The following is a 20,012-nucleotide window of genomic DNA, read 5'->3' on the forward strand; positions in this document are numbered from 1 at the left end:
GCTACCGCCGCTCGGCCAGGATCAGGGCGAAGCGGTCGTCGGGGTCGGTCCAGATGTGTTCGGTGGTGAAACCGGCGGCGTCCAACTCGGTTTCGAGGGTCTCGCGGCGGAATTTGGCGGAGATCTCGGTGCGTAGTTGCTCGCCCTCGGCGAATTCGACGGTGAGGTCGAGGTCCTGGATGTGGACCGTCATGGGTTCGGTGGCCTCCAGGCGCATTTCGATCCACTCGCGCTCGGCATCCCAGATGGCGACGTGCGCGAACTTCTCCGGTTCGAAGTTCGCGCCCAGCCGGGTGTTGAGCACGTGCAGGACATTGCGATTGAACTCCGCGGTGACACCGGCGGCGTCGTCGTAGGCGGGCACCAGCACCGCCGGGTCGATGACCAGGCCCGCACCCAGCAGCAGCTGTTCGCCCGGTTCCAGGACGTCCCGGATGCCGCCGAGGAATTCGGCGCGCTCGGCCGGGACCAGATTGCCGATGGTGCCGCCCAGGAACGCGACCATGCGCCGCCCGCCCCCGGGCAGATTGTCCAGCGTGCCGGTGAAGTCGCTGACCACGCCGTGCACACCCAGACCCGGGAACTCCGAGGCCACCTCGTCGGCCGCCATGCGCAGTGCGGACACCGAGACATCCTGCGGCACATAGCTCTTCAACGGCCCTTCGGCCTGCATGGCATTGAGGATCAGCCGCGTCTTGGCCGCCGATCCCGCACCCAGTTCGACCAGCACCTCGGCCCGCGCGATCCGGGCGATCTCGGCCACCACCCGCTCCAGCAGCGCCCGCTCGGTCCGCGTCGGGTAGTACTCGGGCAGCTCGGTGATCTTCTCGAACAGCTCGCTGCCCCGCGCGTCGTAGAACCACTTGGGCGGCAGCCACTTCGGCTCCGCCGTCAACCCGCGCCGCACGTCGTCCCGCAGCGCGGCGGTCAGGTCTTCATCGGTGAGATGAATCTCCACCGTAGCCGTATTCATGAACCAGCCCTTCCGATCTCGATATCCAGTGGCTCCACCGAAACCCGTCCACCCCGCACCCGCACCAACTGCCGATCACCGATCGGCCGCCACCGCGGATCGTCATCGAACGGTTCCGAGGCCACCACCACGAACCCGTCGGCCGCCAGGACCGACAAAGAGTGATGCCACGTAGTGGCCCAAATCCCCACCCCATCCCCCACCAACAGGTTCAACCGCGCCTTCGGCGACCGCCGCAACACCGCGGCCATGACCAGCCGCAACGCCTCCCCCGGCTCCCCCGCCCGCGCGGTCGCCGCCGACGAACTCGCCCGGGCGTCGGTTCCTTCGGCGGTGGTAGCCCACCCCCAGGCCCGAACATCCGGTGGCGCACCGGAAGTCGAGGTGACGCTGACCGACGACCCGAACGCCACCGCCGCCCCGAAGCTCCGCGATTCGGCCCCCTCGGCATCCGACCGGCCCGCGGACTGCGACGGTGGCGCTGTCGTAGCGTCGAGCAGCCCGCGCAGGATCACCCAGAGGGCGGCCGAGTCGGTGAGGGACTCGGCCTCGAGCAGTGAGGGCGAGCCGAATTCGGCTGCCACCTCGGCCAGCACGCGTCGCCAGTCGGGGATCGCGCCGTTGTGGCTGAAGGCCCAGCGGCCGTGGGTGAAGGGGGCGCAGGCGGCGCGCTCCACCGGCATTCCGACCGTGGCGGAACGGATTGCGGCGAGGACCGCGGTGGAGCGGATCTGGGGTAGCACCTCGTCGACGGCGGGGTCCGTCCAGATGGGGGCGGCATTGCGGTAGCGGCTGACCACCAGATCGCCTGCGGTGGAATCCGTCTCGGCCGCGTCGGCGGAGGCGCGGATGTCCGGGGTCGCGCCGCCGTGCCAGATGACGCCGGGGCCGTGGTCCGGGGACGCGGCGTCGGGGTGGTGCCACCAGGCGACGCCGAAGCCGTCGGCGTTGATCGTGCCGCCGCCGCGCATGTCGCGCGGTGCCCAGGATTGGGTGCGCAGCGAATGCGGGCCACGGGTCAGGAGTTCGCCCACCGGGACCGGCGGTCCCAGGTAGGCGAGGTGGCGGCACATCAGCGCTCGTCCGGGGTCAGGTCTCTGGCCAGGCGGAAGCCGGAGAAGATCTGGCGGCGGATGGGATGGTCCCAGTTGCGGAAGGTGCCGCGGGCGGCGACCTGATCGGCACCGAAGGAGCCGCCGCGCAGAACCCGGTAGTCGCCGCCGTAGAAGACCTCGGAGTATTCGCGGTAGGGGAAGGCGCGGAAACCCGGGTAGGGGTCGAAACCCGAAGCGGTCCATTCCCAGACGTCGCCGATCAGCTGATGCACGCCCGCCGGAGATGCACCCGCCGGATACGCGCCGACATCGGCCGGTTCCAGGTGCTGCTGGCCGAGATTCGCGAGGTCCTCGGTGGGATCCGAATCGCCCCAAGGGTATCGGCGCGAGCGGCCCGTCAAGGGGTCGAAGCGGGCGGCCTTCTCCCATTCGGCCTCGGTGGGCAGGCGTTTGCCCGCCCAGGTCGCGTAGGCCTCAGCCTCGAACCAGCACACGTGGACCACCGGCTGGTGCGCGCGCAGCGGCCGCATGGTGCCGAAAACCCGCCGCCACCAACGGCCTCCGGCATCCTGCTCCCAGAACTGGGGTGCGGTCAGCCCGGCCTCGAGGCGGTGGGCCCAGCCGCGCTCGGACCAGAGTTCCGGGCGCTCGTAGCCGCCGTCGTCGAGGAAGGCGAGGTACTGCTCATTGGTGATGGGCGCGGCGTCGATCGCGAAACCGTCGACGTGCACCGGGTGCGCGGGCCGTTCATTGTCCAGCGCCCACGGGTCACCGTCGGTGCCCATGATGAATTCCCCTGCGGGAATGACGACTTCGCCCGTGACCGCCACTTGTGCGGGCGGCGTCGGCGGTGCGGACAGCACGGCCTTTCCGACCCGAAGCTGATGGGTGGCCAGCATGGTCTCGTCGTGCTGCTGTTCGTGCTGGGCGATCATGCCGAAGGCGAAACCACCCTCGACCAGCCCGTTGCCGCGTAATGGACTGTGCTCGAGCACATCCCACACCTTCTCGCGCACGGTGCCGACGTACTCGCGGGCCTGCCCCGGATTCAGCAGCGGCAGCGCGGGCCGATCCGCGCGGGCGTGTTTGAAGGCGTCGTAGAGATGGTCGATGTCCTGCCGCACGGGTTCCCGCCCGCCGACATCGCGGACCAGCCACAGTTCTTCCTGATTTCCAATGTGCGCGAGGTCCCAGACCAGGGGACTCATGATGCGCGAATGCTGGGCGACCAGTTCGGCCTCGTCGACGCAATCGGTCAAACCGATGGTCCGTCGCCGCGCCCGCTCGAGCGTGTCCGCGATGTGTTCGCGCAGCCGCTCGGTCTCGGCCCGGTCGGTGCCGGGCAGGTGCTGAATTGTCATGACAGAACTCCCGATTCGTGTTCGCCCTGCGCGGGCGGCCGACCGCTGCGACATCGGTCGGCGGCGGCGGCCAATTCCTTGGCGGCCTCCGGTGTGGCGGCGTGTGCGGTGGCCAGCTCGAGCAGCGCGACCGCGGTGGCGCGCAGCTGAGGATCGGCCAGCCCGTGCCGGGCCGCCTCGGACCAGGCGGCCGCGGTGGGTGCGGCCAAACCCTGTGCCTCGGCGATGATTCCGGGATCGGACAGCAGCGCGTCGAAGGCATGCACCGGCACGGTCCACCCATCCCCCGGCTGCGCGTCGAGGTAGCGGACCTCGAGGTGCCCGGCCGCGCGGACCGGCGGAAAGACCGTGGTCAGGTGGTAATCCAGATCCTCGCGATCCGGCCGCCGTCCGATCTCCGCGTCCAGCGCCCCGCACAGCCAATCGGCGAAGGTGGCCCCGGGCGGGGCCGTCCAATCGGCGGCGGCTGCCTCGCCGTCGGGGAGACGGGAACGCACGCACAGCAGCGGCACGTCCAGCACCCAGCGTGCGTATCCGGCAATGGGATCGGCCCAGTCGCGCACCGGCGGACGGGTCCGCAGCTGATCGAGCCGCTGCCAGGCCCGCATGCGCTGGGACGCCCAGTCACCGGGCGGGGCGGAATGCAGGTCGGGCGAGCAGGCGAAGGCGGCCAGCAGGGCCGGGCCCATGGTGTACAGGACATTCCACCGGGCCGCGATCTCGGCGGGATCGGCGCCCGCGTCCACGCTGACCTGGGTGGCGGCCGTATTGCACATCATGAGCGCGCCGAAGGGCCCGATACCGGCGAAGGATCGCTCCATGGCCCGGTACCGCGGCAGCTGCAGCACACGCAGCGGTCGCCGACCCGCGTCGGCGGCGGCGGAAAAGGTTCGGATACCGCGGGATTCGAGCAATTCCCGCAGGCGGATCGTGTCTGCCCGCAAGCGCTCACACAGTTCGGCGGCGGTGCCGAACGGGGCACTGGACAGTTCGATCTGACCGCCGGGTTCGAGAGTGACCCGGCTGCCTCCCGGCAACGGAACGGCCGGGGAATCGGGGGAAATGGACCGCGGCGCATGCGGTCCGAGTGCGTCCGCGAGAGCCCGCAGGCCCGGACGCGAATGTGATGCCGACGGCTCGCCCTGCGCGGTGAGCCACTCCAGTTCGGCACCGATGAGCAGCGGTGGACCCTGTTTGAAACACACTTTTCCGACGTAAGCCTCGGCGGCGGCGCGTGAGGAGAACTCGCCGCCGGGCTCCGATTCGGCCAGGCCACTGTGCAGCACATCGGTCGGTGACGCCGTGACAGCCATTGCCAACCTCCGTCTGATGCGGTCACCGCCAGGGGCTCGACGGCGACCCAAACCAGAGTAGCGAGGGCGTATGACAACAAATCTGACGAAATGGAGAACACCGCAACCGATATGGTCGATGCCATGCTGGATATCGCGGGGTTACGGGCCGACACACCGGGTTGTGAAAATCTGGTATTTCTCGATAGTGCGGGCTCCTCGCTACCGCCCCGGGTCGTCGTCGACACCACCATCGCCCACCTGCGACGCGAGGCCGAGATCGGCGGCTATCGTGCGGCCAACGAACGCATCGACGACCTGCACGGCGTCAAGACGGCACTGGGCGAGCTGATCAACGCCGACCCGGCGGCCCTGGCCCTGAGCGACAGCGCGAGCCGCTCGTGGAGCGACTTCTTCTACTCGGTGCCCCTGTCCCCGGGCGACCGCATCCTGATCTCCGGCGTGGACTACGGCAGCAATGCCATCGCCGCCCTGCAACGCGCCCGGCAGTCCGGCGCGACGGTGGAGGCGATTCCCAGCGACTCGAGCGGGCAGCTCGATCTGGACGCGCTCGAGGCCATGCTGGACGAGCGCGTGAAACTGGTGTCGCTGGTTCATGTTCCGACCAATGGCGGTCTGGTCAACCCGGTCGCCGAGGCCGCCCGCATCGCGCATCGCGTGGGTGCGCTGGTGCTGCTGGACGCCTGCCAATCGGCCGGTCAACTGCCGCTCGACGTCGCCGAACTCGAGGTGGACGCCCTCTCGGCGACCGGCCGCAAGTGGCTGCGCGGCCCGCGCGGCACGGGCTTTCTCTACGTCCGCCCGGAGCTGGCGCTCAGCCTCGAACCCACCCGCCTGGACCTGCACGGCGCCGAATGGACCGCCGCCGACGACTACGTCCTCGCCCCCGACGCCAGCCGCTTCGAATTCTGGGAGTGCGGCGTGGCCGCCCGCCTCGGCCTCGGCGCGGCCGTGCGCTATCTGCTCGACCACGGCCCGGCGCAGGTCTACGCGGCCATTGCCGAGCGCGCCGAATACCTGCGCAAGGCGCTGCAGGAGATTCCGGGCGTGGATGTGCGCGACCGCGGCACCCAGCACGCGGGCATCGTGTCCTTCACCGTCGACGGCCTGGAACCGGTCCAGGTTCGCGACCGCCTGGCCGCCGAGGCCATTACCGTGACGGTCAGCTTCCGCGGCTCGACACTGCTGGATATGTCCGCGCGCGAACTGAACTCGGTGGTGCGCGCCTCCCCGCACTGCTTCGTGAGCTTCGAGGACCTCGACACGTTCGTGCGGGCGGTCGGCGCGCTCACCTAGCGGCGGCGCCCCTCGCCGACGCGAACTGGCGAAAACGGTTAACAGCCTTCATCCGACGCGGGATATTTGTGGTGCTGGTGCCGCGTTCGAGGAGTCACCGTGAGCCGCTTCACCGAGGAAATGTATGCCACCGCCCGTGTCTCCCGGCGGGGGCTGGTGACCGGGGAACCGGACGCGCCACTGCGGCAGGGATGGGGTGAGATTCACGAGATCGCGCGGCGGATGGCGGGTGGTCTGGCCGCGGCCGGAATCGGACCGGGTGACGCGGTAGGTGTACTGGCGGGCATGCCGGTCGATATCGCGCCCGCCTGCCAGGGGGTGTGGATGCGCGGGGCCTCGATCACCATGCTGCATCAGCCGACACCGCGCACCGATCTCGCGGTGTGGACGCGCGACACCGAAACGGTGCTGGGCATGATCGAGGCGCGAGCGGTGATCCTGGGCGCGCCGTTCGAGATCGCGGAACCGCTGCTGCGCGAACGCGGGATCGCGGTCATCACCATCGACGCCATGCGGGCGGGCGCGCCGATCGATCCGGTGCCGACCGGCGAGGAAGATATCGCCCTGCAGCAGTTGACATCCGGCTCCACCGGCTCACCCAAGGCGGTGCGGATCACGCACGGCAACTTCTACGTCAACGCCTACGCCATGTTCGATCGGGTGAAGTTCCAGCTCGACGATGACGTGATGATCAGTTGGCTGCCGCTGTTCCATGACATGGGCATGGTCGGATTTCTCAGTGTCCCCATGCAATTCGGCGCGGAGGTCGTCTGCGTGACCCCGCTGGACTTCCTGACCCGACCCATCCTGTGGGCCGAACTCATCTCGAAGTATCGCGGAACAGTCACCGCCGCACCGAATTTCGCCTATTCCCTGCTGGCCCGCCGCTTGCGCAACGCCGCCGACGGCGCGGTGGACCTGAGCAGCGTGCGCTACATGTGGAACGGCGCGGAGCCCGTCGACGCCGACACCATGGACGCTCTCGCCGAGGCGGGAAAACGCTTCGGGCTCAACCCGATGGCCCTGACCCCCGTCTACGGCATGGCCGAAACCACGCTCGCGGTGAGCATTCCCGACCCGGGCCTGGGCCAGGTTCTCGATGTCGTCGACGCCGACCTGCTCGAGGCCCTCGGCAAGGCGGTCCCCGTCCGCCATCCCGAACACCATCACGGCAATGTCCGCCGCCTGCCCACCCTCGGCTACCTGGTCGACAATCTCGAGGGCCGGGTGGTCGACGCCGAACGCCAGCCGCTGCCCGTCCGCAGTGTCGGCGTCATCGAATTGCGCGGCCCCGCGGTCACTTCCGGCTATGTCACCGTCGACGGCTTCCGCCCCGCCCAAGACCCCGACGGCTGGCTCGACACCGGCGACATCGGCTACTTCACCGAGGACGGCCTGGTCGTGGTCTGCGGCCGCATCAAGGACGTCATCATCATGGCGGGCCGCAATATCTTCCCCACCGATATCGAACGAGCCGCCCTGCGCGTCAAGGGCGTTCGCCCCGGCAACGCGGTAGCGGTCCGCCTAGACGCGGGCCAGAAACGCGAAAGCTTCGCCGTCGTAGTCGAATCCAACGACTTCCAAAACCCCGAAGAAGTCCACCGCATCGAACACGACATCGTCCACGCGGTCTTCTCGGAGGTGGGAGTACGCCCCCGCTCCGTCACCGTGCTGGGCCCAGGAGCGCTTCCCAAGACCTCGTCGGGAAAGCTGCGCCGCTCGGCCACCGCTACCCACCTCACCTAAACTGACCCCGGGTGACGATCAGCGCGAACAACGAAGACAGGACGTCGGATGAACGCCACGCTGCCCGAGTGGATGTATCCGCCCAGGCCGAGCGGCTGGGAGGCGGACGACCTCGATCTAGTTCCTGATCTGCCCCGCCACACCGAACTGATCGACGGAGCGCTGATTTTCATGGTGTCCCCGCAGCGATCCTGGCACGGCAGTGTCATACGTCGCCTGGCCACCGCATTGGAGGATCAGGCACCCGCCGGACAGAGCGTCGGAACACGGATGTCGGTCAAGCTGGACAGAAGAAGCCGACCCGAGCCTGATGTAATCGTCGGCACTGTTCTCTACGACCCGGAACGGACCTGCTTTCTCGCAGACCAAGTCTCGTTGGTGGTCGAGGTCGTCTCGGACGAGTCCCTAGAACGCGATCGTCAGATCAAGCCGTTCAAGTACGCCGGTGCAGGCATCCGCCATTTCTGGCGCATCGAGGACGAGGACCTGATGCCGGTTGTGCACTCGTATGAGCTGGATGAAGTCACAAAGACATACGTCCCCACCGGCATTCACCGCAACAAGCTCACCTCGAGTGTCCCGTTCCCGATCGAAATCGATCTCGGCAAGCTGTCTCGCTGAACCCGCGACTATTCCGTTCCGGCGACCAGGAGTTCGAGGGTCAGCTTCGGCATTTCCTTGGCGATGTACTGCAGTCGCCACTTGTCGCTGAACAGGGCCAGGATCGCGCCGTCGGTGCGGGTGAAGACCTCGACGCCGCGCTGACGGTTGAGTTCCTCCGCCGATTCCGCGTCGGTGCGCCGGGCCAGCTGGTACGGCAGGTGATCCAACTGCGTCTCGACATTGAACTCGGATTGCATTCGCGCGGTGACGACTTCGAACTGCATGGGGCCGACCGCGGCCAGCACCGGCGACTGGTCGCCGCGCGCGTCATTGCGCAGCACCTGCACCACGCCCTCGGAGTCGAGCTGGTCGATGGCCTTGCGGAACTGCTTGTACTTGCCCGCGCTCTGGGCGCGCAGGGTGGCGAAGTGCTCGGGCGCGAAGGACGGGATGGGCGGGAACTCGACCTTCTTGTCCACGTACAGGGTGTGGCCGGGGGCCAGGGCGGTGGCGTTCACCAGACCGACCACATCGCCCGGATAGGCGGTGTCGACGGTGGTGCGCTCGCGGCCGAACACGGTCAGCGCGTACTTGGTGGCGAAGGGCCGCCCGGTCTGGGCGTGGGTCACCACCATGCCGCGCTCGAACTCGCCGGAGACGATGCGCATGAACGCCAGCCGGTCGCGGTGCGCGGTGTCCATGCCCGCCTGCACCTTGAAGATGACGGCGCTGAACGGCGCGGTGGTCTCGCGCGGTTCACCCTTGACGTCCTTGCGGGCGCGCGGCGGCGGCGCGAGCTCGACGAGGGTGTCGAGCAGTTGGCGCACACCGAAATTCAGCATGGCGGAGGCGTAGATGACCGGCGAGGTCTGCCCGGCCAGGAACATCTCCTGATCGTGGTCCTGCCCGGCGGCCGAGAGCAGTTCGCTCTCCTCGACGGCGGTGGACCACGCCTCGCCCTCGCGCTCGGCGGCCTGCTCGGGCGTGTAGTGCTCCTCGGGGGCGATGGTCGCGCCACCCGCGGTGCGGGTGAAGTGGATGTACTCGACGGGCGCGCCCTCCGCGCCGCGGCGCAGCAGGCCGCGGAAGTCACCGGCGATGCCGACCGGCAGGAACAGCGGGGTCGGGGTCAGGCCGATGCGCTCGACGATCTCGTCGAGCAGTTCCAGCGGCGCCTGACCCGGCCGGTCCCACTTGTTGATGACGGTGATGACCGGGATGCCGCGATCGCGCGCGACCTGAAAGAGCTTGAGCGTCTGCGGTTCCAGACCCTTGGCGGCGTCGATGAGCATGACCGCGGCGTCCACCGCGGTGAGCACGCGGTAGGTGTCCTCGGAGAAATCGGAGTGACCCGGGGTGTCCACCAGATTGATGACGCAGTCGCCGTATTCGAACTGCAGCGCCGTGGAGCTGACCGAGATGCCGCGCGCCTTCTCCATCTCCATCCAGTCGGAGACGGTGGACTTGCGTCCGGCCTTGCCGTGAATGGCACCGGCCTCGGAGATCTTCTTCGCGTGCAGCGCCAGCGCTTCGGTCAGCGTCGACTTACCGGCGTCCGGGTGGGAGATCACCGCGAAGGTGCGCCGCCGCGCCGCCTCGTCGGCCAGCCGCCCGGAGGTAGCAGGGGTCGCGCTGGCGGTCGGGGAACTCACGGGGGACTCCTTTTGTGCGGACGAGGCAACCGGACCAGGGTACGCGACGGGCCCCGTCGCCCGACCGGCCGGTCCAGGTCAGGAGGGAGACCCGAGGTACTGGGCGATGGATCGGACGACCAGCGCGCGCAGGTCGGCCTCCGGCGCGACCGCCTCGAGACTGCGGTTGGCGGCGAGCACCGCGAGCCCGTGCAGATTCGTCCACAGGCACATGGCGCGTTCGCCCGTCGGATCGGGGACAGCGCTGGCGACCAACTCGCGCCAATACCGGAACAGCGGCAAAGTCACCGTCTCGCGCAGATTCTCGCCCGCGCCCTCGAGCAGGTCATGGCGGAACATGAGGGTGAACATCTCGGGGCGACGGACGGCGAACTCCACGTAGGCCAGGCCGGTACGATCCACTCGGCGGCGGGGTGAATCCGCTTGCACCGCTTCGATTTCGGCGCGCAGATCGCGATATCCGGCGGCGGCGATGGCGGCGAGCAGCGCGGTGTGGGTGGGGAAGTACCGGCGCGGCGCGCCGTGGGAGACACCCGCCTCGCGGGCGATCGCGCGCAGGCCCAATTGCGCGGCTCCGGTGCCCTCGAGCATGGCGACGCCCGCCGTCACCAACCGTTCCCGCAGTGGCTCAACCGAAGTCATGCCTCACATTCTCACCGGCAGGGGTAGACAGTGTCTACCGGGGTGCGGTAAACACGTAGACAGTGTCTACGCGGCCCTCGGGAGGGGATGTTTCATGTGGTACTGGCTGCTCAAGCGAGTGCTGGTCGGGCCGGTGCTGCGGCTGCTGGGCCGACCGAAGGTCGAAGGGCTGCACCATGTTCCGGCCGAGGGGCCGGTGATCATCGCCGCCAATCATCTGGCCGTGGTGGATTCGCTCTACCTGTGCCTGGTGCTGCGACGCAAGGTCACCTTCCTGGCCAAGCAGGAGTACTTCACCGAGGGCGGCATGCGGGGGCGCGTCAATCGCTTCGTCATGAATGCCACGGGCCAGGTCCCGGTCGATCGCACGGGCGGCAGCGCCGGATCCGATTCGCTGGCGGCGGCCGTGCGGATTCTGGAGTCGGGTGGCGTCTGGGGCATCCATCCCGAGGGCACCCGCTCGCCCGACGGTCGGGTCTATCGCGGACGCACCGGCGTGATTCGAGTGGCCATGCGGACCGGCGCACCGGTGATTCCGGTCGTGCTGTCCGGCACCGATCGGGTCAATCCGCGCAATCGGCGTTTCCTGCGCCCGGCCAAGGTGCGCATTTCCTTCGGACACCCCCGCTATTTCCCGCCCGCCGATCAACAGGCGGTGCGTCGCGCCACCGATGACCTGATGGCCGATATCGTGCGTCGCTCGGGTCGTCCCTATGTCGATTGCTACGCGGCCACTTTCAAGGAAACGGCCGCGTAAGCCGAAAGGCCGGTTATTCGGTATCCCGCGCGAATCCGAATAACCGGCCGTCGGTTTTCAGCCGACGTTCGAGGCGGTACCGCTGGAGGTAGCGCCGCCGCCCGCGCCGCCGAGGCCCTTCAGCAGGCCGTCGATGACGGAGGTGAGCCCGGAGGTCGAGCTACCGGTCCCGGTCCCCCCGGGCTTCGGGGTGGGAGTGGGGGTCGGCGTCGGAGTCGGGGTCGGCGGGCAGTCGTTGGCGTTGGTGACGAACTGCGGGCTACCCGAGACGGTGTCCGCGCTGGCGAACGGGGCGGCGAAGGTGACGGCGGTGGAGATGGCGGCTATGCCCGCGGCGCTGAGGCCGAGTCGGCGAATGCTCTTCATGAAGCAGTGTCCTTATGGTGCAAGGCATTCCCTGGGGGCGGGGAATGATGCGAAACGGTAGTGCTTCAGACTGAAGGATTCAAGACCCTGAAACGGCAACGGCCGGTTGCGCCGAACCCTTTGGGGATCCGGGCAACCGGCCGCGCGTCGTCGATCCGTCAGCCGACGCTGGCGCCGTTGCCGCCCGCCAGGCTGCCCAGCAGGTTGGCGATCAGCGGGAACAGGGTGCTCGCGCTGCCGGTTCCGGTGGTGGAGGTCGAGGAGTCGGCGACGGTGATGTCGACCGGGCCGGAGGTCGGCACCGACTGCGAGCCACCGGTCAGCACGACCCACAGGTGGTGCGACCCGGCGGTGGTCGGGGTCCACTGGACCGAGGCCTGCGCGGTGTCGGTGGAGGTGGCCGAGCCCACGAGCGCATTGCTGCCATTGACGGTGTCGTACACATTCGCGGTGACGCCGGTGACACCGGTCAGAATGTTGATGGTGTACGCGTTTCCGGTCGTGAAGTTGCTGCCGACCACCGTCATGCCATTGCTGGCGGTGTCCGCGGCGGCGAACGGGGCGGTGAGGGCGACGGTGGCGGAGATGGCGGCAATGCCCGCGGCGCTCAGGCCGAACCGGCGAATGTTGTTCATAAATACTGTTCCTTTTACTTTCCCGCGGGTTTCGGGAATCGTTCGGAACGCTAGTGTGTCAGTATCTTTCGAACAAGACCGCGAATAATTCCTGTGTAATTTCTGGGAGTGCGCGCCCGCGGAACGCGAACCGGGGGGTGCCGCGGAGCCCTTCGGGCGGCATGTTAGAGTCTTCAGGTTGTCTCGGCGAGGGTGTGGCACCCAGCTGCCCACCGTGATCGACGCGGCTCGGCCTATTCGGCCGTCCATGTGGGTCTTCGCCGACGAGCAGACCAACCTCAGCCAGGGCGGCCCCGTCGCCTGGCGACCCGCTGACATTACAGCCCGGACGAGCCGTAGGAGTAGACAGACATGTCCGACGCCAGCCTTCTCGAAGCCACTGTTCGCACCGAGTTCGGCAAGGGCGCTGCCCGCCGTACCCGTCGCGACGGCAATGTTCCCGCCGTGCTGTACGGCCACAACGAGGAGCCGCAGCACCTGGCCGTCAACGCCCAGGCCTTCGCCGCCATCCTGCGTGAGCACGGCACCAACGCCGTGCTGAACCTGGACATCAACGGCAAGAAGCAGCTGGCGCTGACCAAGTCGGTCGTCGTCCACCCGATCCGCCGCTACATCGAGCACGCCGACCTGCTGATCGTGCGTCGTGGCGAGAAGGTCACCGCCGACGTGCACGTCGCCCTCGTCGGTGAGGCCGCCGCTGGCACCCTGGTCCAGCAGGACACCACCACCCTCTCCATCGAGGCCGAGGCGCTGCACATCCCCGAGTCCATCGAGGTCTCCATCGAGGGCATCGAGGCCGGTACCCAGATCCTCGCGGGCCAGATCGCGCTGCCGAAGGGTGTCACCCTGGCGGGCGACACCGAGACCCTGATCGTCAACATCATCGCCGCCCCGGCCGCCGCCGCCGAGGAAGAGGCCACCGAAGAGGCCGCTTCCGAGGAAGCCGCCGCGGAGTAATTCCCCACCACGGCAACGGTTCTCGACAACCGAGGCAATCTCTCCATGACAGAGATGACGGCCGGGCCCGCGCTGGTGGTCGGTCTGGGTAACCCCGGATCCGAATACGAGCGCACCCGGCACAATGTCGGTTTCATGGTCGCCGATGTGCTCGCGGAGCGCGTCGGCGGCCGTTTCACCGTGCACAAGAAGTCCGGCGCGGATCTGCTCGAGGCTCGCCTGGACGGGCGCAAGGTGCTGCTGGCCAAGCCGCGCACCTACATGAACCTGTCCGGGCGGCCCATCGCCGCACTGGCGAAATTCTTCTCCGTCCCCGCCACCGAGGTGATCGTCGTCCACGACGAACTCGACCTCCCGTTCGGTGCCGTGCGGCTCAAGCGCGGCGGCGGCGAGGGCGGACACAATGGGCTGCGGTCGATTTCGCAGGCCCTCACCACCAAGGACTATCTGCGCGTCCGCTTCGGCATCGGCCGCCCGCCGGGCCGCCAGGACCCCGCCGATTTCGTCCTGAAACCCTTCTCCGCGCCGGAGCGCAAAGAAGTTCCGGTGATCGTCGAGCAGGCCGCGGACGCGGTCGAGCTCCTGCTGCGCGTGGGTCTGGAAACCGCGCAGAATCAGCTGCACTGACGCGCAAGCGCATTCGGCCGCATTCAAACGCGTTCACCCCAGCGTGCCCGTGCCGTCCTGGCTGCTGGGTTCGATGCGGGGTGAGTCGGCCGGGTCGCGGGCGATGAGGCCCCAGCGGCTCGAGGTCAGGCGCAGGCTGGGTAGGTCCGAGAGGGACAACACCACTTCGTAGGTGCGTTCGTAGCCGGTGTGGGCGATTCGCCAGCGGCCGTCGTCGCAGAGCACGTAGCGGTCGGAGTAGAAGGCCGCGCCGCGCAGCAGCATGTTGTGGCCCGGAATCAGGACGGTGTCGGCCAGGTACCAGGTGCCGGTGGCGGTGTCGCCGTCCACGTCGATTTCCGGGTGGTCGCAACGGTGTTCGGTGATGACGTGCGGGCCGAGGGTGTTGCGCATGAAGGCCAGGAACGCGTCGCGCGATTCGAACTGGAGGTACTCGCTGTAGGTGGCGGTGGCCTCGGGAATCATGGTGTCGGCGAACTCGTCCCACGCCTTGGTGTCCAAGGCGCGCAGATAGCGGAACTTGAGCCTGCTGATCGCCGCGACCGCATCGGGATCCATACCGTCCACAATCCCATCAGGTGTAGGAAAGCTTCAGAGATCGGCACAGATCTGTACCGGATCGCTATCAGCCCGGTACAGAGGCATGACGACTCGAGGGTGAACGCACCCGGAGTACCCGAAAGTTCGCCGGTTACCCGTTGATGGTGAAGCAGGTGTTGCAGAAGTCCTCGCCGAATTCGGTCAGCCGCAGGCTCTTTCGAACGATCTTGGGCACGCGGCCGGCCTTCTTGAGCGCCTGCTCGACCACCGGCTGCACCTCGAGCACCATGTAGCGCGAGAGCACCACCGGATCCTCCGAGGTCATGGTCAGGCCCAGGCGGTTGAGGTTGATCAGGTAGTGGCGCGCGCGGTCGGGGTAGCGGACGCCGGACTGCTCGGGCACCGAGGTCAGATCGCCCGCGACCAGCTCGGAGCCGATGCCCAGCGGCCGGTTGGTGCGCACGTCCACCGCGGGCTGCGGGCCCTGCAGGGCCATGAAGCGCAGGATGCGGGCCTCGTCCGGCGCGAGCTGATCGAGGATGCGGTCGTAAGCCGGGTGCACGTCCTCGGTGAAGTAGACGTCGGCCGAGCGCGCCAGCAGCGCGTCACCGCGGCGGCGCAGCTCCTCGGTGGTGGCCGAGCGCATGAGCCCGGTGGTGATGGCCTGCTGCGGCGCGCCCATGGGAGTCGGTACGTAGCTGACGATCTCGCGCACCGAGCCCTCGGTGACGCCGAGCGCGCTGCGGGCGATGGATCGCAGCGCCGCCCCCGTGCGCTCCGCGATATCGGCCGAGGATTCGCCGTCGAGCGCGGCCTGGGTCAGCTGTTTGGTGATCTCGAAGCTGGTGCCGACCGCCCACTCGGTCCCCCGCACCGCGGTGCCCGCGGCCAACCCCGCCGCCCGGAAGACCCCGCGGATCAGGCGGGCCTCATTGCTGATCTGCCGCTTCTCCACATCCGAACTGCGTTCCACGGCACGAGGTCCCGGACGGGCCACGTCCTGCCCCGGGATCCTGTCTTCCGCCACGTCCATCTCCGAATATCGCCAGGTGAACCCAATCGTCCACAAGATTATTGCCCCCGACGGACCTTCGGGCACGTTGAACCCGCAAGCCAGACGAAGGTTACCCCAGTCACCGCGCGCCCCTGCGACACGCATGACCCCCAACACAACCCGCACAGGGCGGCATATGGATGTGGTCCCGGCCATTCTCGTGGTCCCATCGAGAGAGAGGAACATCGAGCCCATCCACTGTGACCGAGATCTCCGACTCAGACACTCCATGGCTGGACTCGATTCCTAAAGAGCCAGTAAGGTCCGAATCGCCGATGGGGTAGTCAACGCCGACGGCGGTGCGTTGCGGGATCGGCAGGAGGGTGTCGTGCTAGAGAGTGTCTTTGGGGTACATCCGACAATCCTCTTGGAATTGATCACCATCCCGTTGTTCACGGGCGTGATCGGTTACATCACGAACTGGACCGGCGTGCTCATGCTGTTCAAACCGATCCGGTTCCACGGCTTCCGACTGCCGGGGCTGGCCGCGGTGTTTCCGTTGCTGCCCAAGCGGATTCAGGTGCTGCCGCTGCTGCAGTACGACGGGCGCGTCGGCTGGCAGGGGATCGTGCCGTCGCGCGCGGACAAGATGGCCAGCATCGCGGTGGACAAGGGGTTGGCGAAACTCGGGAATGTCGCCGACTTCTATCGCGAGCTGGAGCCCGACAAGCTGGCCGAACATTTCGTCGAAATCGCGGACCTGCAGATCCGCGACATTGTCGAGGACATCCTCAAACGCGAGCATCCGCAGCTCTGGTACAACCTGCCGGGCGGGGTCAAGGAGATGATCCACACCCGGGTGCGCGAGCAGCTGCCCGACATTCTGCGCGAGCTGACCGATGAACTCGGCAACAACATCGATCAACTGCTCGACGTGAAGTCGATGACGATCCGCTACTTCCAGGCCCGCCCGCAGATGCTGAACTCGGTGTTCCAGGTGCTCGGGGCCAAGGAGCTGCGGTTCATGCAGAACTTCGGCTTCTACTTCGGCGCGCCCATGGGTCTGGTGCTGGTCGCCATTCTGCATCTGACCGGGTGGTCGTCGCTGGTGGTGCTGCCGATCGGCGGGGTGATCATCGGCTGGGTGGTCAACTGGATCGGCATCAATCTGATCTTCGAACCGGCGTATCCGAAGTGGTGGTGCCCGTGGCGGCAGGGTCTGCTCATCAAGCGGCAGGACGAGATCACCGAGGGCTACGCGGATCTGGTGGCCAGCGAGATCATGACCGTGGCCAATATCGGTGACGAACTGCTCAACGGCCCGCGCGCGGATCGGACCATGCAGATGCTGCAGGACACCCTCAAACCCGCGGCCGATCGGGCGCTCGGGCCCGCGCGCTCGGTGGTCAAGTTCGCCCTCGGCAGTCGCGAATACGACTCGCTGCAGGACTCTTTCACCTCCGAGGCCATGACCATCGCGCCCATCGCCTTCGCCGACCCGGCCTTCAATGTGCGCCAGGGCAAGCAGGTGCAGGAGTACATCGCCAAACAAATGTCGGCGCTGCCGCCGCCGGAGTTCGTGGACATGCTGCGATCGGCCATCAAACAAGACGAATGGCTTTTGTTCGTCCATGGCGGTGTGCTGGGGCTCATTGCCGGATACGCTCATCTCCTGATCTTCGGAACAGGAGTGGCGAGCGCATGGCTATAACCGAATCCGGCAGCAGCGCGGACGATCCCGCCGGGGTCGAGGGCGAAATCGCTGGTCGCGAAGGCGAAATCGCTGTTCGCGAACCCGCGCGGCTGCCGGTGCCGGTGTCCCACAGTGCGAGTCGAGGCTCCGCCGGGCCGGTGCGCGCGACCGCCGGGGTGGTCGCGGTGGCGGTGTCCGCGGCGGTGGAGGCGAGTTTCTGGGGTCTGCACACCGCGTTGGGGGTGACCTCGGTGGTGGTGCGCGGCAGCATGGCCGGGCAGCCGCCGCGGGCGATCCTCTCCGAAGCCGGTGCGCAGGTGCGGCATTCGGTGCGCCAGGCGCTGGGTGTCACCGCGCCCGAGGCCCTCGAAGAGGCCGTCGAGCCCAGTCCGATCACCGCCTTACGCGCCCGCGGGGCCGAATTACTCCGCCGCTCGGCCGATTTCCACGCCGACGAGGTCGACCACCACCACACCGCCTACGCCCGCATCCTGGGTGAGATCACCCCGGACGAGGCGCGCATCGTGCGACACCTGTACCTGGACGGGCCGCAGCCCGCGGTGGAGGTCCGCACCGGAAGAACCTCCTACCGCGGCACGTTCAATCTGCTGGGCGAGGACGCCGCACTGCGCTACCCGAACCAGATCGGCGAGTACCTGGCCAACCTCGACCGGGTCGGCCTCATCCACATCACGCGCGAAGCCCTCGGCAACCCCAACCGCTACCAGTTGCTCGAAGCCCAGCCCGAAGTGCGCCGCCTGCTCAAGCGCGCCACCTTCGGCACCAAGATCCTGCACCGCACCATCGAATTGAGCTCCTTCGGCGCGGGTTTCGTCCGCACCTGTCTGCCGGTGCCGTCGCTCGACCTCGAACAGCACGGCTGACCACGGGTCAGCTGTCCGCCAGTTCCAGCCAGCGCTCCTCGGTGGCTTCCTTCTCGGCCTGCACCTGCTTGAGTTCGGCTCCGAGGGTGACCAGCTTGTCCGGGTTGGTGGCGGCCTCGGCGAGGGCGGCGTGCAGCTTGGACTCACGCTCGGTGAGCTTTTCCAGGGTGCGTTCCAGCTTGGCCAGTTCCTTGCGGGCGGCGCGGTAGGCGGCCGAATCCGTCGCCGGGGCAGTGGTATTCGACGCGGCGGGTGCGGCGGCCTTGGTCGGGGGTGCGGTGAGAGCGGCGCGTTTGCGGAGGTATTCGTCGATGCCGCCGGGGAGGTTGGTGAGTTTGCGGTCGCCGAACAGGGCCCAGGTGGTGTCGCAGATGCGCTCGATCAGGTAGCGGTCGTGGGAGATGACGACCATGGTGCCCGCCCAGCCGTCGAGCATGTCCTCGAGCTGCTGCAGGGTATCGATGTCGAGGTCGTTGGTGGGCTCGTCGAGCAGCAGCACATTGGGCTCGGCCATGAGGATTCGGGTCAGCTGCAGGCGGCGGCGCTCACCACCGGAGAGGTCGCCGACGGGGGTGCGCTGCTTGGCCGGGCTGAAGCCGAGGCGCTCGGCGAGTTGACCGGCGGAGATCTCCTTGTCGCCCAGCATCATTCGCTGCGCGACATCCTGGACCGCCTCCAGCACACGCATGTTCAGCGGCAGGTCGTCGAGTTCCTGCCGCAGCCAGCCGATCTTGACGGTCTGACCTTGAATTCGCTTGCCGGACCGCAATTCCACGTCGCCCGCGAGCGCGCGTAGGAGAGTCGTCTTGCCGGAGCCGTTCACGCCGACCAGACCGACCCGCTCGCCGGGCGCGAGCCGCCAGGTCAGATCGGTCACCAGTTCGCGGCCGTCGGGGGTGGCCAGGGTGGCGTCCTCGAGCTCGATCACCACGCGGCCCAATCGCTTTCGCGCGAAGGAGGCCAGCTCGACGGTGTCGCGCGGCGGCGGCACATTGGCGATCAGCGCCTCGGCCGCCTCGATGCGGTACTTCGGCTTGGAGGTGCGCGCCGGTGCGCCGCGGCGCAGCCAGGCCAGTTCCTTGCGGGCCAGGTTCTGGCGGCGCGCCTCGCTGGCGTCGGCCTGGCGGGAGCGCTCGGCGCGGGCGAAGATCCAGTCGTTGTAGCCGCCCTCATAGGTCTCGACCTTGCCGCCCTGGACTTCCCAGGTGCGGGTGGCGACGGTGTCGAGGAACCAGCGGTCGTGGGTGACGACCACGAGCGCGCTGCGGCGGTTCAGCAGATGCTCGGCCAGCCACTGCACGCCCTCGACATCGAGGTGGTTGGTGGGCTCGTCGAGCACCAGCAGATCCAGATCGCGGACCAGCGCGGCGGCCAGCGCGGTGCGGCGGCGCTCACCACCGGAGAGATTGGCGACGGGGGTGTCCATGCCGAGGTCGGCGATGCCGATGCCCTCGACCACGGAACGAATGCGCGGGTTCGAGGCCCATTCGTGCTCGGCCACACCGTCGGTGCGCTGATCCTCGGCCAGGCCCGCGAGCACGACTTCACCGACGGTCGCGCCCTCGGGCAGCACGCCGCGCTGGGTGACCACGGCCATGCGCAGATCACCGCGGCGGCTCACGCGACCGGAGTCCGGGTCCTCGATCCCGGTCAGGACTTCGAGCAGCGTGGTCTTACCGCCACCGTTGAGACCGACGACACCGATCCGCTCCCCCTCCTGCACCCCGAGGGACACATTGTCGAGCAGCGGCTTGATGCCGAAGCTCTTGGAGACAGCTTCCAGATTGATCAGGTTGGCCATGAACTGCCCGCCTCTCCGCGCCATTTGCCGAACCGTAGGAGCCTACTCACTCCGCGTCGCGGACCGGCGGTCGCGTACGGCGAGACTTAGCCCGTACCCGACGAGTTACCCCCACCG

General features: G+C 68.0%; 19 protein-coding genes. 8 read left to right on the plus strand and 11 right to left on the minus strand.

The genetic code is table 11. The features are described from left to right. Nucleotide 1 precedes the first annotated feature (1 nt). Genes egtD through egtA form a run of 4 tightly spaced genes read right to left on the minus strand, consistent with a single transcriptional unit; the run spans nucleotide 2 to nucleotide 4,702 of the window. Nucleotides 2–973: an L-histidine N(alpha)-methyltransferase gene (gene egtD / locus VMT40_RS20260; protein ID WP_326359963.1), complete on the minus strand. Its 972-nt coding sequence runs from the start codon at nucleotides 971–973 to the stop codon at nucleotides 2–4. Beyond that, entirely contained in the window at nucleotides 970–2,046 is a 1,077-nt protein-coding gene (locus tag VMT40_RS39410) for an ergothioneine biosynthesis protein EgtC (protein WP_442790017.1), read from the minus strand. The genes egtD and VMT40_RS39410 overlap by 4 nt, the downstream gene beginning before the upstream one ends. Continuing rightward, nucleotides 2,046–3,389 carry an ergothioneine biosynthesis protein EgtB gene (gene egtB, locus VMT40_RS20270; RefSeq protein WP_326359964.1) on the minus strand — a complete coding sequence of 448 codons (1,344 nt, stop codon included), beginning with the start codon at nucleotides 3,387–3,389 and terminating at the stop codon, nucleotides 2,046–2,048. The genes VMT40_RS39410 and egtB overlap by 1 nt, the downstream gene beginning before the upstream one ends. Beyond that, a complete protein-coding gene (gene egtA, locus VMT40_RS20275; protein WP_326359965.1) occupies nucleotides 3,386–4,702 on the minus strand; it encodes an ergothioneine biosynthesis glutamate--cysteine ligase EgtA in 1,317 nt (438 codons plus the stop codon). The genes egtB and egtA overlap by 4 nt, the downstream gene beginning before the upstream one ends. 123 nt (nucleotides 4,703–4,825) lie before the next feature. Here egtA and VMT40_RS20280 point away from each other — a divergent pair, with 123 nt between their 5' ends. The 3 genes from VMT40_RS20280 to VMT40_RS20290 all read left to right on the plus strand — a co-directional run bounded on the left by VMT40_RS20280 (nucleotide 4,826) and on the right by VMT40_RS20290 (nucleotide 8,365). Beyond that, on the plus strand, nucleotides 4,826–5,998 hold the full coding sequence (locus VMT40_RS20280; RefSeq protein ID WP_326360273.1) for an aminotransferase class V-fold PLP-dependent enzyme: 1,173 nt from the start codon (nucleotides 4,826–4,828) through the stop codon (nucleotides 5,996–5,998). Between the two features lie 99 nt (nucleotides 5,999–6,097). Next, the gene (locus tag VMT40_RS20285; protein ID WP_326359966.1) at nucleotides 6,098–7,744 is read left to right on the plus strand and encodes a fatty acyl-AMP ligase; all 1,647 of its coding nucleotides are present in this window, start codon (nucleotides 6,098–6,100) and stop codon (nucleotides 7,742–7,744) included. A 48-nt stretch (nucleotides 7,745–7,792) separates the two neighbouring features. Continuing rightward, nucleotides 7,793–8,365, plus strand: a complete 573-nt coding sequence (locus tag VMT40_RS20290) for a Uma2 family endonuclease (RefSeq protein WP_326359967.1) — start codon at nucleotides 7,793–7,795, stop codon at nucleotides 8,363–8,365. 8 nt (nucleotides 8,366–8,373) lie between these two features. Here VMT40_RS20290 and VMT40_RS20295 read toward each other — a convergent pair whose 3' ends face one another. Together VMT40_RS20295 and VMT40_RS20300 are read right to left on the minus strand one after the other, a co-directional pair. Then, nucleotides 8,374–9,999 carry a peptide chain release factor 3 gene (locus VMT40_RS20295; RefSeq protein ID WP_326359968.1) on the minus strand — a complete coding sequence of 542 codons (1,626 nt, stop codon included), beginning with the start codon at nucleotides 9,997–9,999 and terminating at the stop codon, nucleotides 8,374–8,376. 78 nt (nucleotides 10,000–10,077) lie between these two features. Next, nucleotides 10,078–10,641 (minus strand): TetR/AcrR family transcriptional regulator, encoded by a 564-nt coding sequence (locus VMT40_RS20300; protein WP_326359970.1) that lies wholly within the window; start codon nucleotides 10,639–10,641, stop codon nucleotides 10,078–10,080. Between the two features lie 94 nt (nucleotides 10,642–10,735). On the opposite strand from VMT40_RS20300, the gene VMT40_RS20305 reads away from it, so the two are divergent. After that, nucleotides 10,736–11,398, plus strand: a complete 663-nt coding sequence (locus VMT40_RS20305) for a lysophospholipid acyltransferase family protein (protein ID WP_326359972.1) — start codon at nucleotides 10,736–10,738, stop codon at nucleotides 11,396–11,398. Nucleotides 11,399–11,455: 57 nt separating this feature from the next. Here the strand turns inward: VMT40_RS20305 and VMT40_RS20310 are convergent, their stop codons facing one another. Together VMT40_RS20310 and VMT40_RS20315 are read right to left on the minus strand one after the other, a co-directional pair. After that, nucleotides 11,456–11,764, minus strand: a complete 309-nt coding sequence (locus VMT40_RS20310; protein ID WP_326359974.1) for a hypothetical protein — start codon at nucleotides 11,762–11,764, stop codon at nucleotides 11,456–11,458. 158 nt (nucleotides 11,765–11,922) lie between these two features. Then, the gene (locus VMT40_RS20315) at nucleotides 11,923–12,399 is read right to left on the minus strand and encodes a hypothetical protein (RefSeq protein ID WP_326359976.1); all 477 of its coding nucleotides are present in this window, start codon (nucleotides 12,397–12,399) and stop codon (nucleotides 11,923–11,925) included. Nucleotides 12,400–12,750: 351 nt separating this feature from the next. On the opposite strand from VMT40_RS20315, the gene VMT40_RS20320 reads away from it, so the two are divergent. Both VMT40_RS20320 and pth read left to right on the plus strand, forming a co-directional pair. After that, complete coding sequence (locus VMT40_RS20320; RefSeq protein WP_326359978.1) at nucleotides 12,751–13,356, plus strand: 50S ribosomal protein L25/general stress protein Ctc; 606 nt, start codon at nucleotides 12,751–12,753, stop codon at nucleotides 13,354–13,356. A 45-nt stretch (nucleotides 13,357–13,401) separates the two neighbouring features. Further along, nucleotides 13,402–13,983, plus strand: coding sequence for an aminoacyl-tRNA hydrolase (pth, locus tag VMT40_RS20325; RefSeq protein WP_326359980.1), 582 nt, complete (start codon nucleotides 13,402–13,404; stop codon nucleotides 13,981–13,983). Nucleotides 13,984–14,016: 33 nt separating this feature from the next. Here pth and VMT40_RS20330 read toward each other — a convergent pair whose 3' ends face one another. Continuing rightward, a complete protein-coding gene (locus VMT40_RS20330) occupies nucleotides 14,017–14,541 on the minus strand; it encodes a nuclear transport factor 2 family protein (RefSeq protein ID WP_326306251.1) in 525 nt (174 codons plus the stop codon). 133 nt (nucleotides 14,542–14,674) lie between these two features. Then, a complete protein-coding gene (locus tag VMT40_RS20335; protein WP_326359982.1) occupies nucleotides 14,675–15,556 on the minus strand; it encodes a DUF4393 domain-containing protein in 882 nt (293 codons plus the stop codon). A gap of 394 nt (nucleotides 15,557–15,950) precedes the next feature. Between VMT40_RS20335 and VMT40_RS20340 the strand changes: the two genes are divergently transcribed. Then, the gene (locus VMT40_RS20340; RefSeq protein ID WP_326359984.1) at nucleotides 15,951–17,228 is read left to right on the plus strand and encodes a hypothetical protein; all 1,278 of its coding nucleotides are present in this window, start codon (nucleotides 15,951–15,953) and stop codon (nucleotides 17,226–17,228) included. Next, nucleotides 17,219–18,094, plus strand: a complete 876-nt coding sequence (locus VMT40_RS20345) for an Abi-alpha family protein (protein ID WP_326359985.1) — start codon at nucleotides 17,219–17,221, stop codon at nucleotides 18,092–18,094. Before VMT40_RS20340 ends, VMT40_RS20345 begins: the two co-directional genes overlap by 10 nt. Before the next feature lie 7 nt (nucleotides 18,095–18,101). On the opposite strand, the gene VMT40_RS20350 is transcribed toward VMT40_RS20345, so the two are convergent. Continuing rightward, on the minus strand, nucleotides 18,102–19,895 hold the full coding sequence (locus VMT40_RS20350) for an ABC-F family ATP-binding cassette domain-containing protein (RefSeq protein WP_326360274.1): 1,794 nt from the start codon (nucleotides 19,893–19,895) through the stop codon (nucleotides 18,102–18,104). Nucleotides 19,896–20,012: the final 117 nt, after the last annotated feature.

The sequence above is a fragment of the Nocardia sp. CDC160 genome (assembly GCF_035818795.1).
Taxonomy (GTDB): Bacteria; Actinomycetota; Actinomycetes; order Mycobacteriales; family Mycobacteriaceae; genus Nocardia.